The organism is Streptococcus sp. 5346 (genome assembly GCF_013277455.1).
In the GTDB taxonomy this organism is placed as follows: Bacteria; Bacillota; Bacilli; order Lactobacillales; family Streptococcaceae; genus Streptococcus.
Genome location: NZ_VMMY01000013.1, coordinates 20,146 through 35,177, shown reverse-complemented (window position 1 = coordinate 35,177; position 15,032 = coordinate 20,146). Strand labels below are relative to the sequence as shown.

Genomic DNA, 15,032 nt, shown 5'->3' with positions numbered 1-15,032 from the left:
AAGATGACAATTCGTTTTGAAGAAAATGTGAGCCCAGAAAATGCTCAATTCGTATGCCAATGGTCCAACTCCCTTGGCAAATCATTTCAAGAACAATGGATGGGAACAATGATTCCTTTTCCCTTGACAATTCAAGTTTTGCAAGATTTGGAAGGAATCTTTTCAATCTTTGAAGGACAAGAGTTTGTGGGGCTCATCCAGAAAATCAGGCAAGAAGACAGTAATCTTCATATTGGAAGATTTTTTATCACCCCCAAGAAACAGGGGCAAGGCTTAGGTAGCCAAGTTTTAAGGAAATTTGTTAGTTTGGCATTTGCAAATGAAGATATAGATAGTATTTCTCTAAATGTCTTCGAGGCAAATCAAAGAGCTCAAAATCTTTACCAAAAAGAAGGATTTGAAATCGTTCAAATTGTTGAAACACCTATACGAAAATACATAATGAAAAAGAGTAGATAGAAAGTAAAAATCCTTGAAATAAATGTTGACTGCGATTATGAACCTGAATCAGCCCCTCAAAAGGGACTGTATATGAATGAACGTTACCAGTGTTTAAAAACTAAAGAATATCAGGCACTTTTATCTTCCAAGGGTAGACAAATTTTCGCTAAACGTAAGATTGATATGAAATCTGTCTTTGGGCAGATAAAGGTTCGTTTGGGTTATAAGAGATGTCATCTGAGAGGTAAGCTTCAAGAGAGAATTGACATGGGATTCGTACTCATGGTCAACAACCTGCTGAAATATAATAAGAGAAAGAGGCAAAATTAAAAAGCTAGAGTTCCGCAATTGGAAATCTCTAGCTTTTTGTTTTCTGAGAATCATCTTGACTCAGACTCTTTTGACTAATGTTACTAAAAAGATAAAGTAACTTTTAGCCTTATTTATTGTCGCCACTCAACATGTTTTTAACACCTTCGATAGCACCTTCTACAGCGTCTTTGGCATCTTCAGCAACTTCTTTTACTTTAGAAACAACTTTTTCAGCTGTTCCTTCTTTTTCCATTTTTTCATCACCGATGGCTTTCCCAACACCTTCTTTAATAGAACCTTTAGCTTGATTTAATTTTTCTTCTACTGACATGATAATTTCTCCTGTTATATTTATTTTATCTTAGTTTACACGAGTTTTTTCGTGAGATACTACACCAGTTGCTGCACCTTTAACAGCTTCTACGCCTTCGCTAACTTTTTCTTGAACAGTTGAGAAACCAGATCCAAGACCAGATTTAGCTTTTTCGAATTGTTCTGAAGCGAATTCTCCTGTTGATTCAGCAACGTCAGATACGCGATCTTGAAGGCTTACTGAGTCTGCTTCATGTTGTTCTTTAGTTTTGATGTCGACAACGTTTACGTTGATTTCAACAACTTCCAAGTCAGTCATTTTAGCAACTTCTGAAGATACGATTTCTCTGATTTCTGAATATAAAGCTGGAACATTTTTTTGGTACTCAACAATAACGTTTAAGTCAACTGCAACTTGTGTTTTACCAACTTCTACGTTAACACCACTTGTTACGTCATCGCTGTTAACGATTTTTTCTTTAAGATTTGAGAAGAAACCACCGTCGATTCCCAAAAGACCTGAAACGTTTTCTAGTGACAGACCAATGATTTTTTGGATAACTTTATCTTCGTAAGTAAGTTCCCCTTTGATTTCGTGAGCTACAACAGTAGCATCTTTCTTTTCTACGTTAGTGTTTGTGTTTTTTTCGTTTGACATATGAAACTCCTTTAATTAAATTAGTAATTTTTATTTTTTTATTTATCTATATAGTTTTTTTCGATATAGAATCCAGCTGCAACTCCCAGTGCTCCTAAAATCAATACAAATATTGTTTTGAAGAAGCCAAAGGAGACAATCAAACAAGCGAGAAATACGCCTATGAGACCAGCGATAATTGGATATCGATATTGTTTAAGCCATTCCATTTTTTACTTCCTTACCTCACACGACTAACAGTCTTTTTGTTTTGAGGTTTTGGTTTAGGCTGGTAGTCTTTTACTAGAACTTCTAGTTTAACCTGACGCTCAATACCAAAAAACTGCTTCAATCCATTAGTTATTTCATTTTGAATTAGTTGGCATCTGTCAGCGATGTTGTCCGAAGGAAGAATTTTACCTTCTACATGAACGAAACATTTATTTTTTCGTAAATTTACATGAACAGTTGGGTTCTTGATCAATCCATGATCACTCACCAAACTTCTAACAAAACCTTCAATTGCCGAATTCTTTAATTTTAATGTATCGTTTTTAGTTTCAAGTTGAATTTCCAAATAACGTTTAGGATAAAACAACACAACTAACATCGATAACAAAACTAAAGTTGATAGAGCCACTATCCCCCAGAATATATATCTAGAGAGATAGAATTCAATGAAATGATTCTGTCTCCAGCTAAATAGCTGAATACCTAGATCACTAACTTGATGATAATCTATCAAAACAGGAAGGAAAATTGTCAAGATTAAAATACAGAAAATAATTAAAAATATTTTCTTTGTTTTTGACATATACAATCCTTTCGATTTAACATAAAACTATTTTTACCCGTCTAATCTATTTAAAAATAGTTTATTCTACAAGTAATTATTTTTTACCTGTAAAGAATGATACTACAGTAACAACAATTGCTGCTCCTGCAATAGATGGGATCAAAGCCATTCCAGCGATGGATGGGCCCCAGCTACCAAGTAGTGATTGTCCAACAGATGCTCCAATTAAACCAGCAAAGATGTTTGCGATGATTCCCATAGAACTACCTTTTTTAGTGATTTTACCTGCCAAGAGACCAATAAGACCTCCTGCAATAATTGACCACAACATTGCTTACCCTCCTTTTTTATTTTAATCTCAAAAAATCAATTTTTTTGATTGTTGCTATTATATAATTTTTTAATAAAAAATAGCATAAAAATCTAGTTATCCGCATAAAAACTGGACTTATCACACTTTATCAAGGTCAAAACCACTCAATTTACTACTAATTTACTACTTATGAATGAGCTTTGATACGACGATTTATCCTTGAAAAGTGAAGATATAAAGATACTTCCAATAAAATTTGAATATTTAATAGGTAGACACTTCAAAAAATGAGGTGTCTATTTTTTTACCCGATTTTGAAAGGAAGTGAACTTATGAAAACAAAAAATCAAGAATCAAAAGGTCGTTCCCCACTCTTTAAGACCATCAAACATTCATTCAGCCAATAAAAAAGAAAGGATAGGTAAAAATATGGAACTTAAATTTGTGATTCCCAACATGGAAAAAACATTCGGCAATTTAGAATTTGCTGGCGAGGATAAAGTCGTTCAGCGAAGAATCAACGGACGGCTAACTGTCTTATCAAGAAGCTATAATCTCTATTCTGATGTTCAAAGAGCAGATGATATTGTGGTGGTGCTTCCTGCTGAAGCTGGCGAAAAACATTTCGGCTTTGAGGAACGTGTGAAGTTAGTCAATCCACGTATTACCGCAGAGGGCTACAAAATCGGCACTCGTGGTTTTACAAATTACCTTTTACATGCTGACGACATGATAAAAGAATAAAGAAAGAGAGGAAAAATGATGAGATTAGCAAATGGCATTGTATTAGATAAAGACACGACTTTTGGAGAATTGAAATTCTCTGCTCTACGTCGTGAAGTGAGAATCCAAAATGAAGACGGGTCGGTTTCAGATGAAATCAAGGAACGTACCTATGACTTAAAATCCAAAGGACAAGGACGCATGATTCAAGTAAGTATTCCTGCCAGCGTGCCTTTGAAAGAGTTTGATTATAACGCACGGGTGGAACTTATCAATCCCATTGCGGACACCGTTGCTACTGCCACCTATCAAGGAGCAGATGTTGACTGGTATATCAAGGCAGACGATATTGTGCTGACAAAGGATTCTAGTTCATTCAAAGCTCAACCACAAGCAAAGAAAGAACCGACACAAGACAAATAGTCGCTAGGTAGAAAGGAGACTTTTTCGCATGAAACAGCGTGGTAAAAGGATTCGCCCATCTGGTAAAGATTTAGTCTTTCATTTTACGATAGCGTCACTCCTGCCTGTTTTCCTGCTGGTTGTCGGACTGTTTCATGTGAAGACAATCCAGCAGATCAACTGGCAGGATTTTAACCTATCACAAGCAGATAAGATTGACATTCCCTATTTAATTATCAGTTTCAGTGTCGCAATTCTTATCTGCTTGCTGGTAGCGTTTGTATTCAAACGGGTTCGCTATGATACGGTTAAACAACTTTACCACCGTCAAAAACTGGCAAAGATGATACTTGAAAACAAGTGGTATGAATCTGAACAGGTCAAAACAGAGGGTTTCTTTAAAGATAGTGCTGGTCGTACAAAGGAAAAGATAACCTACTTCCCTAAAATGTATTATCGACTTAAAAATGGCTTGATACAGATACGGGTGGAAATCACGCTGGGAAAATATCAAGACCAACTCTTACACTTGGAAAAGAAATTAGAGAGTGGCTTGTACTGTGAGCTGACGGATAAAGAGTTAAAGGATTCCTATGTGGAATATACTTTGCTCTATGACACCATAGCCAGTCGTATTTCTATTGATGAAGTAGAAGCTAAAGATGGTAAACTTCGCTTAATGAAAAACGTATGGTGGGAATATGATAAGCTCCCTCATATGTTGATTGCTGGTGGTACAGGTGGCGGTAAAACTTACTTTATACTGACACTGATTGAAGCCTTGCTTCATACAGATTCAAAACTGTATATTCTTGACCCGAAAAATGCTGATCTTGCGGACTTAGGTTCTGTGATGGCAAATGTCTACTATAGAAAAGAAGACTTGCTTTCTTGCATTGAAACATTCTATGAAGAAATGATGAAACGTAGTGAGGAAATGAAGCAGATGAAGAACTATAAGACTGGCAAAAATTATGCTTACTTAGGTCTCCCGGCACACTTCTTAATCTTTGATGAATACGTCGCTTTCATGGAAATGCTGGGAACAAAAGAAAACACCGCAGTTATGAATAAGCTGAAACAGATTGTCATGTTAGGTCGTCAAGCTGGCTTCTTTCTAATACTGGCTTGTCAACGTCCAGACGCAAAATATTTAGGCGACGGAATCCGTGATCAGTTTAATTTCAGAGTGGCTTTAGGTCGTATGTCTGAAATGGGCTATGGCATGATGTTTGGCAGTGACGTACAAAAGGATTTCTTCTTAAAGCGAATCAAAGGTCGTGGCTATGTTGATGTAGGAACAAGTGTCATATCAGAGTTTTATACTCCCCTTGTACCAAAAGGATATGATTTCTTGGAGGAAATTAAAAAGTTATCCAACAGCAGACAGTCCACGCAGGCGACGTGCGAAGCGGAAGTCGCAGGTGTGGACTGATCTTGCTGGCTGGTGTGGCAATAGCCACGCCAGCACTTAACCCCCCGTATCTAACAGGGGGGTACAAATCGACAGGAAACAGTCAAAAAAACATTAGAAAATCCTTTGGTTACAAGGGATTTACAAAATTTCAGCGTATGTCAAATGGGCTTTAAAAGTTGACATACGCCTTTTTGATTGGAGGGATTTTTACTGAATGAACAAACTTGGTTACAGCATTTAAAAGAAAAACGCTTGGCTTATGGACTATCTCAAAACCGTTTAGCTGTTGCGACTGGTATTACAAGGCAGTATCTAAGCGATATTGAAACAGGAAAAGTCAAGCCATCAGAGGATTTACAGCAGTCCCTTTGGGAAGCTCTGGAACGCTTCAATCCCGACGCTCCCCTTGAAATGCTGTTTGATTATGTAAGAATTCGCTTTCCGACAACAGACGTACAGCAGGTGGTCGAAAACATCTTACAACTGAAACTGTCCTATTTTCTTCATGAGGACTATGGTTTCTATTCTTATTCAGAGCATTATGCTTTAGGCGACATATTCGTCCTTTGCTCCCATGAACTGGACAAAGGAGTTCTGGTGGAATTGAAAGGTCGTGGGTGCAGACAATTTGAAAGCTATCTTCTGGCACAACAAAGAAGCTGGTATGAGTTCTTTATGGACGTTTTGGTGGCTGGCGGTGTGATGAAACGCCTTGACCTTGCCATTAACGATAAGACAGGGATTTTAAATATCCCTGTACTCACTGAAAAGTGCCAACAGGAAGAATGTATCTCCGTCTTCCGCAGTTTTAAAAGCTATCGCAGTGGCGAACTGGTACGCAAAGAGGAAAAGGAATGTATGGGAAACACCCTCTATATCGGTTCATTACAAAGTGAAGTTTATTTCTGTATCTATGAAAAGGACTACGAGCAGTACAAGAAAAATGATATTCCCATTGAAGACGCAGAAGTAAAAAACCGTTTTGAGATTCGATTGAAAAATGAGCGTGCCTATTATGCAGTCCGTGATTTACTCGTCTATGACAATCCAGAGCATACCGCCTTTAAAATTATCAATCGGTATATCCGTTTTGTAGATAAAGACGATTCCAAACCTCGTTCTGATTGGAAACTGAATGAAGAATGGGCTTGGTTTATTGGGAACAATCGTGAACGATTAAAACTAACCACAAAACCAGAGCCTTACTCCTTCCAAAGGACGCTGAACTGGCTATCTCATCAAGTTGCCCCGACCTTAAAGGTTGCGATTAAACTTGATGAAATCAACCAGACGCAGGTTGTAAAAGACATTCTCGACCATGCGAAACTGACAGACCGACACAAGCAGATTTTGAAGCAACAGTCAGTAAAAGAACAGGACGTGATAACAACAAAAAAATAACTCAAATACAAATTCATTGAATATAGAGAGGAGAACATTTTTATGAATTTTGGACAAAACCTTTATAACTGGTTTCTATCAAACGCTCAATCACTGGTGCTTTTAGCAATCGTTGTGATTGGCTTGTATCTTGGCTTCAAGCGTGAGTTTAGCAAACTGATTGGCTTTTTAATTATTGCGATTATTGCGGTTGGCTTAGTCTTCAACGCTGCTGGAGTAAAAGACATTTTACTAGAGCTATTCAATCGCATTATTGGTGCTTAAATAAAACCGTTCTTTTGTGGAATATAAGTGGTTTTCTTATGTTCCGCAAAGGAATGGTACACCAAACGAAGTGCGGTAGGGATTTTTGAATCTCTACAAAGAAAGGACGTGAATATATGGACGATATGCAAGTCTATATTGCGAATTTAGGCAAATACAATGAGGGCGAATTGGTCGGTGCGTGGTTTACCTTTCCCATTGACTTTGAGGAAGTCAAAGAGAAAATCGGCTTGAATGATGAATATGAGGAATACGCCATTCATGACTACGAGTTACCCTTTACGGTTGACGAATACACTTCCATTGGCGAACTCAATCGACTATGGGAAATGGTATCGGAATTACCCGAAGAATTACAATCGGAGCTATCTGCTCTGCTCACTCATTTTTCAAGCATTGAAGAACTAAGCGAACATCAAGAGGATATTATCATTCATTCCGATTGTGATGATATGTATGACGTGGCACGCTACTACATTGAAGAAACGGGTGCTTTAGGCGAAGTACCAGCTAGTCTTCAAAACTATATTGATTATCAAGCCTATGGTCGGGATTTAGACCTTTCAGGAACGTTTATCTCAACCAATCATGGGATTTTTGAAATCGTCTATTAAATCTGTCGGTACATTACTACTGGCAGATTTTCTATTTTACGGGGTGGCTCAATCAGCTACCCCTATTTTTTATGAAAGGATTGATTACATGAAGAAAATACGAAGCTATACCAGTATCTGGTCTGTGGAAAAGGTACTGTATTCTATCAATGATTTTAGACTTCCGTTTCCCATAACCTTTACGCAAATGACATGGTTTGTCGTGTCACTCTTTGCAGTGATGATACTTGGCAACTTGCCCCCTCTTTCCATGATAGAGGGAGCATTTCTCAAATACTTTGGGATTCCTGTGGCTTTCACATGGTTTATGTCTACAAAAACTTTTGATGGTAAAAAGCCTTATGGATTTTTGAAGTCTGTCATTGCTTATGCACTGCGACCAAAGCTGACCTATGCAGGAAAAAAAGTAACGCTTGGCAGAAACCAGCCACAAGAAGCCATTACAGCAGTTAGGAGTGAATTTTATGGCATATCCAATTAAATACATTGAAAACAATCTCGTCTGGAATAAAGACGGGGAATGTTATGCTTACTATGAGCTTGTTCCTTACAATTACTCATTTCTAAGTCCAGAACAGAAAATACAAGTGCATGATTCTTTCAGACAGCTTATCGCACAAAATCGTGATGGCAAAATTCATGCTTTACAAATCAGTACAGAATCCAGCATACGTTCTGCACAAGAGCGTTCCAAAAATGAAGTCACTGGCAAGCTCAAAGCGGTTGCCTATGACAAAATCGACCAACAGACAGACGCTTTAATATCCATGATTGGCGAAAATCAAGTGAACTACCGTTTCTTTATCGGCTTTAAGTTGCTTCTCAACGATCAGGAGTTTTCTATGAAAAGTCTTACCGTTGAAGCAAAAAATGCTTTGTCTGATTTTGTCTATGATGTGAACCATAAGCTGATGGGCGATTTTGTTAGTATGAGTAATGATGAAATCCTGCGTTTTCAGAAGATGGAAAAGCTCTTAGAAAATAAAATCTCTCGTCGTTTCAAAATCCGCAGGTTAGATAAGGACGACTTCGGCTATCTGATTGAACACCTTTACGGACAGACAGGCACTGCCTATGAAGAGTATGAGTACCATCTATCAAAGAAAAAGCTGGATAATGAAACGCTGATTAAATACTATGACTTGATTAAGCCTACTCGCTGTTTGGTGGAAGAAAAACAGCGATATTTGAAAATCCAGCAGGAAGATGAAACCGTCTATGTAGCTTACTTTACCATTAACAGCATTGTCGGAGAACTGGACTTCCCGTCCTCTGAAATCTTCTACTACCAGCAACAGCAATTTACATTCCCGATTGATACGTCAATGAATGTGGAAATTGTAGCGAATCGTAAAGCCCTATCTACTGTCCGCAATAAAAAGAAAGAACTGAAAGACTTGGATAACCACGCTTGGCAAAGTGATAATGAAACCAGCTCCAATGTGGCGGAAGCTCTGGAAAGTGTGAATGAGCTGGAAACCAATTTAGACCAAAGCAAGGAATCTATGTACAAGCTGTCTTATGTGGTAAGGGTATCAGCAAATGATCTTGACGAACTCAAACGTCGTTGTAATGAAGTGAAAGATTTTTATGACGATTTAAGCGTAAAACTGGTACGACCATTTGGGGATATGCTCGGCTTACATGAAGAATTTTTACCTGCCAGCAAGCGTTATATGAATGATTATATTCAATACGTGACCTCTGATTTCCTCGCTGGTTTAGGTTTTGGTGCTACTCAAATGCTGGGGGAAAATGAGGGGATTTATGTTGGCTACAGCTTAGATACTGGACGCAATGTCTATCTGAAACCTGCTCTTGCCAGTCAAGGGGTTAAGGGTTCAGTAACCAATGCGTTAGCGTCGGCTTTTGTTGGTTCGCTGGGTGGTGGTAAATCCTTTGCGAATAACCTTATCGTCTATTATGCGGTGCTTTATGGGGCACAAGCAGTGATTGTAGACCCAAAAGCAGAACGTGGCAGATGGAAAGAAACCTTGCCAGAGATTTCCCATGAAATCAATATCGTCACTCTGACTTCTGATGAGAAAAACAAAGGCTTACTTGACCCTTATGTGATTATGAAAAATCCCAAAGATTCTGAATCACTGGCTATTGATATTCTGACATTCCTTACGGGGATTTCCTCTCGTGATGGGGAACGCTTCCCAATCCTTAGAAAAGCCATTCGTGCAGTAACCAATAGTGAAGTACGAGGGTTGATGAAAGTGATTGAGGAATTACGGGTTGAGAATACGCCACTAAGTACCAGTATAGCCGACCATATCGAAAGTTTTACAGACTATGACTTTGCACATTTATTATTCAGTAATGGTTATGTGGAGCAGTCTATCAGCTTAGAAAAACAACTGAACATTATACAGGTTGCGGACTTGGTACTTCCTGACAAGGAAACTTCCTTTGAGGAATATACCACAATGGAGTTACTATCGGTAGCAATGCTGATTGTCATTAGTACCTTTGCGTTGGACTTTATCCATACAGACCGAAGTATTTTCAAGATTGTAGACTTAGACGAAGCATGGAGCTTCTTACAGGTGGCACAAGGGAAAACACTATCTATGAAGCTGGTTCGTGCTGGTCGTGCTATGAACGCTGGGGTATATTTCGTGACCCAAAATACAGATGACCTCTTAGATGAAAAACTGAAAAATAACCTCGGCTTAAAATTTGCCTTTCGTTCCACTGACCTTAACGAGATTAAAAAAACCCTTGCCTTTTTTGGTGTAGACCCAGAGGACGAAAACAATCAGAAGCGATTGCGTGATTTGGAAAACGGGCAATGCCTTATCAGTGATTTATATGGTCGTGTCGGTGTGATACAGTTCCACCCTGTATTTGAAGAACTGCTCCATGCCTTTGATACCAGACCACCTGTGCGAAAAGAGGTGTAAATGTGAAACCATCAATAGTAAACAGAATAAAATCAAACTGGACGCTGAAACGTCTAGGTAAAGTGGCAATGACAGTGGCTTTCACACTTGTGATTGCCATTTTTCTTTTAGCCATGCTGGGAACGGTGGTTCAAGCTGCGGGCTTGGTAGATGATACGGTCAATGTGGCAAATGAATACAGCCGATACCCACTTGAAAACTATCAACTGGATTTTTATGTGGATAATAGCTGGGGCTGGCTACCGTGGAACTGGTCGGACGGAATTGGAAAACAAGTCATGTATGGACTATATGCCATTACCAATTTTATTTGGACAATCAGTCTTTATGTTTCCAATGCGACGGGTTACTTAGTACAGGAAGCCTATTCCTTAGACTTCATTTCCGCTACAGCAGATTCCATTGGCAAGAATATGCAGACCCTTGCAGGGGTTACGCCTAGTGGACTATCAACAGAGGGTTTCTATGTTGGATTCCTTTTACTCTTGATTTTGGTTCTTGGGGTTTATGTTGCCTATACAGGACTGATAAAGAGAGAAACCACAAAGGCAATTCATGCCCTCATGAATTTTGTGCTGGTTTTTATCCTATCGGCTTCCTTTATTTCCTATGCTCCCGATTATATTAAGAAAATCAATGACTTTTCATCAGACATCAGCAACGCTAGTTTGTCACTGGGTACAAAAATTGTCATGCCCCATTCAGATAGTCAAGGCAAGGACAGTGTGGACTTGATACGTGACAGCCTATTTTCCATACAGGTTCAGCAACCGTGGCTACTGCTTCAATATAACAGTTCAGACATTGAAAGTATTGGTATTGACCGTGTGGAAAGCCTGCTCTCAACCAGTCCAGATTCCAACAATGGGGAAGACAGAGAAAAAATTGTTGCGGAAGAAATTGAAGATAGAAGCAATACCAATATGACGATTACAAAGACGATTAACCGTTTAGGTACAGTCTTCTTCCTATTTGTCTTCAATATTGGGATTTCCATATTTGTATTCCTATTAACAGGAATCATGATTTTCTCGCAGGTACTTTTTATCATCTATGCTATGTTTCTGCCTGTGAGCTTTATTTTAAGCATGATTCCATCATTTGATGGTATGTCAAAACGAGCCATAACAAAGCTCTTTAATACCATTTTGACACGAGCTGGAATCACATTGATTATTACGACAGCATTTAGTATTTCAACCATGCTCTATACCTTATCGGCTGGTTATCCGTTCTTTTTGATTGCTTTTCTACAGATTGTGACCTTTGCAGGAATCTACTTTAAGCTGGGCGATTTAATGAGTATGTTTTCTCTACAGAGTAACGATTCTCAAAGTGTGGGAAGTCGTATGATGAGAAAACCTCGTATGCTTATGCACGCTCACATGCACCGTCTACAGCGGAAACTTGGACGCTCCGTGACTGCTTTAGGGGCTGGGTCTGCCATTGCCAGTGCTACGGGTAAAAAAGGACAGTCGGGTTCGGGAAGTTCTGCGAGTACACAAGCAGATCACTCTCGACCAAACGGGCAGGAAAAATCAACACTAGGAAAGCGTATCGGTCAAACCATCGGTACAGTAGCTGATACCAAAGACAGAATGGTAGATACTGCTGGTAATTTGAAAGAACAGGTTAAGGATTTGCCGACCAATGCAAGATATGCAGTATATCAAGGAAAATCCAAAGTAAAAGAGAATGTCCGTGATTTAACCAGTAGTATTTCTCAAACCAAAGCGGACAGAGCCAGTGGACGCAAGGAACAGCAGGAACAAAGGCGAAAAACCATTGCGAAGCGTCGCTCTGAAATGGAACAGGTCAAACAGAAAAAACAGCCTGCTTCTTCTGTTCATGAAAGACCGACTACAAGACAAGAACAATATCATGATGAACAGACCTCAAAACAGTCTAATATTCAGACTTCATATAAGGAATCTCAACAAGCCAAACAAGAGCGTCCAGCAGTTAAGTCCGATTTTTCAAGTCCAAAAGTGGAACGCCAAGGCAATACCGTTCAAGAAAAAACCGTTCAAAAGCCAGCAACTTCAACCACTACAGCAGATAGAACTTCACAACGTCCAATCACAAAAGAACGTCCGTCTACTGTTCAAAGAGTACCACTACAAAATACAAGAAGTAGACCACCAATCAAAACCGCCACCATTAAGAAAGTCGGTAAGAAACCATGAAGTTGAAAACTTTAGTGATTGGTGGTTCTGGATTATTCTTGATGGTCTTCTCACTGCTTCTGTTTGTTGCCATTTTATTTTCAGATGAACAGGACAGCGGAATTTCCAATATTCATTATGGAGGTGTGAATGTTTCCGCAGAAGTGCTGGCTCATAAGCCTATGGTAGAAAAATATGCCAAAGAATATGGCGTTGAAGAATATGTCAACATACTTCTTGCGATTATACAGGTGGAATCGGGCGGTACTGCGGAAGATGTTATGCAGTCCTCGGAATCCCTCGGTCTTCCACCTAATTCATTGAGTACAGAAGAATCCATTAAGCAAGGTGTGAAGTATTTCAGTGAATTATTAGCCAGTAGCGAAAGGCTCAGTGTAGATTTAGAATCGGTTATCCAGTCCTACAATTATGGTGGTGGTTTCTTAGGGTATGTGGCTAATCGTGGAAATAAATATACCTTTGAACTGGCTCAAAGTTTCTCAAAAGAGTATTCAGGTGGCGAAAAAGTGTCTTACCCCAATCCCATAGCCATACCTATCAATGGGGGCTGGCGATACAACTATGGCAATATGTTTTATGTGCAACTGGTAACGCAGTATCTTGTCACAACAGAGTTTGATGATGATACGGTACAAGCCATCATGGACGAAGCACTGAAATATGAGGGCTGGCGATACGTTTACGGTGGAGCTTCCCCGACTACTTCTTTTGATTGTAGCGGACTGACACAATGGACGTATGGAAAAGCTGGAATTAACTTACCACGAACCGCACAACAGCAATATGATGTGACCCAGCATATCCCACTATCGGAAGCACAAGCTGGCGATTTGGTTTTCTTTCATTCTACCTATAACGCTGGCTCTTATATTACTCATGTTGGGATATACCTTGGCAATAACCGTATGTTTCATGCAGGCGACCCAATCGGTTATGCCGACTTAACAAGCCCCTACTGGCAACAGCATTTAGTGGGAGCAGGACGAATCAAACAATGAGAAAGGAAGATTTAATGATGAAATTTAGAAAAAATCAGAATAAAGAAAAACAGATACCAAAGGAAAAGAAACCTCGTGTCTATAAGGTCAATCCTCATAAAAAGGTTGTGATTGCCTTGTGGGTACTTTTAGGGCTTAGTTTCAGCTTTGCGATATTCAAGCACTTTACAGCTATAGATACTCATACTATTCACGAAACAACTATCATAGAAAAGGAATACGTTGATACTCATCATGTAGAAAATTTTGTAGAGAACTTTGCGAAAGTCTACTATTCATGGGAGCAATCCGATAAGTCCATTGATAATCGAATGGAAAGTCTAAAAGGCTATCTGACAGATGAACTTCAAGCTCTCAATGTTGATACAGTACGCAAAGATATTCCTGTATCGTCTTCTGTAAGAGGATTTCAGATATGGACGGTAGAGCCAACTGGCGACAATGAGTTTAATGTAACCTACAGTGTAGACCAGCTCATTACAGAGGGAGAAAATACAAAGACCGTCCACTCTGCTTATATAGTGAGTGTCTATGTAGATGGTTCTGGAAATATGGTACTGGTTAAGAATCCGACCATTACCAACATACCTAAGAAATCAAGTTATAAACCAAAAGCCATTGAAAGTGAGGGGACGGTTGATTCCATTACAACCAATGAAATCAATGAGTTTTTAACGACGTTCTTCAAGCTCTATCCTACAGCGACAGCCAGTGAACTTTCCTACTATGTGAATGACGGGATATTAAAACCAATCGGAAAAGAGTACATCTTTCAAGAACTGGTAAATCCTATTCACAATCGTAAGGATAATCAAGTCACGGTATCGCTGACAGTGGAGTATATCGACCAGCAGACCAAAGCAACGCAGGTATCTCAATTTGATTTGGTACTTGAAAAGAACGGGAGTAATTGGAAGATTATAGAATAACAAATATTGGTACATTATTACAGCTATTTTGTAATCACGTACTCTCTTTGATAAAAAATTGGAGATTCCTTGACAAATATGCTCTTACGTGCTATTATTTAAGTATCTATTTAAAAGGAGTTAATAAATATGCGGCAAGGTATTCTTAAATAAACTGTCAATTTGATAGTGGGAACAAATAATTGGATGTCCTTTTTTAGGAGGGCTTAGTTTTTTGTACCCAGTTTAAGAATACCTTTATCATGTGATTCTAAAGTATCCGGAGAATATCTGTATGCTTTGTATGCCTATGGTTATGCATAAAAATCCCAGTGATAAAAGTATTTATCACTGGGATTTTTATGCCCTTTTGGGTTTTTGAATGGAGGAAAATCA

The 15,032-nt window shown here is 38.9% G+C and carries 20 protein-coding genes; 15 read left to right on the top strand and 5 right to left on the bottom strand.

Annotated elements, in window-relative coordinates:
* Positions 1-3: 3 nt before the first annotated feature.
* Both HT732_RS07965 and HT732_RS07960 read left to right on the top strand, forming a co-directional pair.
* Positions 4-459 carry a GNAT family N-acetyltransferase gene (locus HT732_RS07965; RefSeq protein WP_000155442.1) on the top strand — a complete coding sequence of 152 codons (456 nt, stop codon included), beginning with the start codon at positions 4-6 and terminating at the stop codon, positions 457-459.
* 9 nt (positions 460-468) lie between these two features.
* Complete coding sequence (locus tag HT732_RS07960; protein WP_345890508.1) at positions 469-771, top strand: transposase; 303 nt, start codon at positions 469-471, stop codon at positions 769-771.
* A 109-nt stretch (positions 772-880) separates the two neighbouring features.
* Here the strand turns inward: HT732_RS07960 and HT732_RS07955 are convergent, their stop codons facing one another.
* The 5 genes from HT732_RS07955 to HT732_RS07935 all read right to left on the bottom strand — a co-directional run bounded on the left by HT732_RS07955 (position 881) and on the right by HT732_RS07935 (position 2,829).
* A complete protein-coding gene (locus HT732_RS07955) occupies positions 881-1,084 on the bottom strand; it encodes a CsbD family protein (protein WP_000109960.1) in 204 nt (67 codons plus the stop codon).
* Between the two features lie 30 nt (positions 1,085-1,114).
* On the bottom strand, positions 1,115-1,723 hold the full coding sequence (locus HT732_RS07950; RefSeq protein ID WP_173254548.1) for an Asp23/Gls24 family envelope stress response protein: 609 nt from the start codon (positions 1,721-1,723) through the stop codon (positions 1,115-1,117).
* Positions 1,724-1,761: 38 nt separating this feature from the next.
* Positions 1,762-1,932 carry a DUF2273 domain-containing protein gene (locus tag HT732_RS07945; protein WP_000455065.1) on the bottom strand — a complete coding sequence of 57 codons (171 nt, stop codon included), beginning with the start codon at positions 1,930-1,932 and terminating at the stop codon, positions 1,762-1,764.
* 11 nt (positions 1,933-1,943) lie between these two features.
* Positions 1,944-2,516 carry an alkaline shock response membrane anchor protein AmaP gene (gene amaP, locus HT732_RS07940; RefSeq protein ID WP_173254547.1) on the bottom strand — a complete coding sequence of 191 codons (573 nt, stop codon included), beginning with the start codon at positions 2,514-2,516 and terminating at the stop codon, positions 1,944-1,946.
* Between the two features lie 76 nt (positions 2,517-2,592).
* Positions 2,593-2,829, bottom strand: a complete 237-nt coding sequence (locus HT732_RS07935; RefSeq protein WP_000964738.1) for a GlsB/YeaQ/YmgE family stress response membrane protein — start codon at positions 2,827-2,829, stop codon at positions 2,593-2,595.
* A 411-nt stretch (positions 2,830-3,240) separates the two neighbouring features.
* On the opposite strand from HT732_RS07935, the gene HT732_RS07930 reads away from it, so the two are divergent.
* The 13 genes from HT732_RS07930 (at position 3,241) to HT732_RS07870 (ending at position 15,018) form a co-directional block, all read left to right on the top strand.
* A complete protein-coding gene (locus tag HT732_RS07930; RefSeq protein ID WP_000420682.1) occupies positions 3,241-3,555 on the top strand; it encodes a YdcP family protein in 315 nt (104 codons plus the stop codon).
* 15 nt (positions 3,556-3,570) lie between these two features.
* Positions 3,571-3,957 (top strand): YdcP family protein, encoded by a 387-nt coding sequence (locus HT732_RS07925; RefSeq protein ID WP_000985015.1) that lies wholly within the window; start codon positions 3,571-3,573, stop codon positions 3,955-3,957.
* Positions 3,958-3,985: 28 nt separating this feature from the next.
* Positions 3,986-5,371, top strand: coding sequence for an FtsK/SpoIIIE domain-containing protein (locus tag HT732_RS07920; RefSeq protein ID WP_000813488.1), 1,386 nt, complete (start codon positions 3,986-3,988; stop codon positions 5,369-5,371).
* Positions 5,372-5,373: 2 nt separating this feature from the next.
* Positions 5,374-5,526 (top strand): hypothetical protein, encoded by a 153-nt coding sequence (locus HT732_RS07915; RefSeq protein WP_000879507.1) that lies wholly within the window; start codon positions 5,374-5,376, stop codon positions 5,524-5,526.
* A 22-nt stretch (positions 5,527-5,548) separates the two neighbouring features.
* The gene (gene mobT, locus HT732_RS07910) at positions 5,549-6,754 is read left to right on the top strand and encodes a MobT family relaxase (RefSeq protein WP_000398284.1); all 1,206 of its coding nucleotides are present in this window, start codon (positions 5,549-5,551) and stop codon (positions 6,752-6,754) included.
* A 42-nt stretch (positions 6,755-6,796) separates the two neighbouring features.
* A complete protein-coding gene (locus HT732_RS07905) occupies positions 6,797-7,018 on the top strand; it encodes a hypothetical protein (RefSeq protein WP_001009056.1) in 222 nt (73 codons plus the stop codon).
* 116 nt (positions 7,019-7,134) lie between these two features.
* Positions 7,135-7,632: an antirestriction protein ArdA gene (locus tag HT732_RS07900; RefSeq protein ID WP_000342539.1), complete on the top strand. Its 498-nt coding sequence runs from the start codon at positions 7,135-7,137 to the stop codon at positions 7,630-7,632.
* A gap of 88 nt (positions 7,633-7,720) precedes the next feature.
* Positions 7,721-8,113 (top strand): conjugal transfer protein, encoded by a 393-nt coding sequence (locus HT732_RS07895; protein ID WP_000723888.1) that lies wholly within the window; start codon positions 7,721-7,723, stop codon positions 8,111-8,113.
* Positions 8,097-10,544: an ATP-binding protein gene (locus tag HT732_RS07890; RefSeq protein ID WP_000331160.1), complete on the top strand. Its 2,448-nt coding sequence runs from the start codon at positions 8,097-8,099 to the stop codon at positions 10,542-10,544. Before HT732_RS07895 ends, HT732_RS07890 begins: the two co-directional genes overlap by 17 nt.
* Before the next feature lie 2 nt (positions 10,545-10,546).
* Positions 10,547-12,730 carry a YtxH domain-containing protein gene (locus HT732_RS07885; protein ID WP_173254546.1) on the top strand — a complete coding sequence of 728 codons (2,184 nt, stop codon included), beginning with the start codon at positions 10,547-10,549 and terminating at the stop codon, positions 12,728-12,730.
* Positions 12,727-13,728, top strand: coding sequence for a bifunctional lysozyme/C40 family peptidase (locus HT732_RS07880; RefSeq protein WP_000769868.1), 1,002 nt, complete (start codon positions 12,727-12,729; stop codon positions 13,726-13,728). The genes HT732_RS07885 and HT732_RS07880 overlap by 4 nt, the downstream gene beginning before the upstream one ends.
* Positions 13,725-14,657: a conjugal transfer protein gene (locus tag HT732_RS07875; RefSeq protein WP_001224318.1), complete on the top strand. Its 933-nt coding sequence runs from the start codon at positions 13,725-13,727 to the stop codon at positions 14,655-14,657. The genes HT732_RS07880 and HT732_RS07875 overlap by 4 nt, the downstream gene beginning before the upstream one ends.
* Before the next feature lie 244 nt (positions 14,658-14,901).
* A complete protein-coding gene (locus tag HT732_RS07870; RefSeq protein WP_001814923.1) occupies positions 14,902-15,018 on the top strand; it encodes a tetracycline resistance determinant leader peptide in 117 nt (38 codons plus the stop codon).
* Positions 15,019-15,032 lie beyond the last annotated feature (14 nt).

What these genes read in the sequence shown, in the direction of transcription:
- HT732_RS07965 (WP_000155442.1), top strand. Translation starts at nt 4, where the DNA reads ATGACAATTCGTTTTGAAGAAAATGTGAGCCCAGAAAATGCTCAATTC.
- HT732_RS07955 (WP_000109960.1), bottom strand. Translation starts at nt 1,084, where the DNA reads ATGTCAGTAGAAGAAAAATTAAATCAAGCTAAAGGTTCTATTAAAGAA.
- HT732_RS07950 (WP_173254548.1), bottom strand. Translation starts at nt 1,723, where the DNA reads ATGTCAAACGAAAAAAACACAAACACTAACGTAGAAAAGAAAGATGCT.
- HT732_RS07945 (WP_000455065.1), bottom strand. Translation starts at nt 1,932, where the DNA reads ATGGAATGGCTTAAACAATATCGATATCCAATTATCGCTGGTCTCATA.
- amaP (WP_173254547.1), bottom strand. Translation starts at nt 2,516, where the DNA reads ATGTCAAAAACAAAGAAAATATTTTTAATTATTTTCTGTATTTTAATC.
- HT732_RS07935 (WP_000964738.1), bottom strand. Translation starts at nt 2,829, where the DNA reads ATGTTGTGGTCAATTATTGCAGGAGGTCTTATTGGTCTCTTGGCAGGT.
- HT732_RS07930 (WP_000420682.1), top strand. Translation starts at nt 3,241, where the DNA reads ATGGAACTTAAATTTGTGATTCCCAACATGGAAAAAACATTCGGCAAT.
- HT732_RS07925 (WP_000985015.1), top strand. Translation starts at nt 3,571, where the DNA reads ATGATGAGATTAGCAAATGGCATTGTATTAGATAAAGACACGACTTTT.
- HT732_RS07920 (WP_000813488.1), top strand. Translation starts at nt 3,986, where the DNA reads ATGAAACAGCGTGGTAAAAGGATTCGCCCATCTGGTAAAGATTTAGTC.
- HT732_RS07905 (WP_001009056.1), top strand. Translation starts at nt 6,797, where the DNA reads ATGAATTTTGGACAAAACCTTTATAACTGGTTTCTATCAAACGCTCAA.
- HT732_RS07900 (WP_000342539.1), top strand. Translation starts at nt 7,135, where the DNA reads ATGGACGATATGCAAGTCTATATTGCGAATTTAGGCAAATACAATGAG.
- HT732_RS07895 (WP_000723888.1), top strand. Translation starts at nt 7,721, where the DNA reads ATGAAGAAAATACGAAGCTATACCAGTATCTGGTCTGTGGAAAAGGTA.
- HT732_RS07890 (WP_000331160.1), top strand. Translation starts at nt 8,097, where the DNA reads ATGGCATATCCAATTAAATACATTGAAAACAATCTCGTCTGGAATAAA.
- HT732_RS07880 (WP_000769868.1), top strand. Translation starts at nt 12,727, where the DNA reads ATGAAGTTGAAAACTTTAGTGATTGGTGGTTCTGGATTATTCTTGATG.
- HT732_RS07875 (WP_001224318.1), top strand. Translation starts at nt 13,725, where the DNA reads ATGAGAAAGGAAGATTTAATGATGAAATTTAGAAAAAATCAGAATAAA.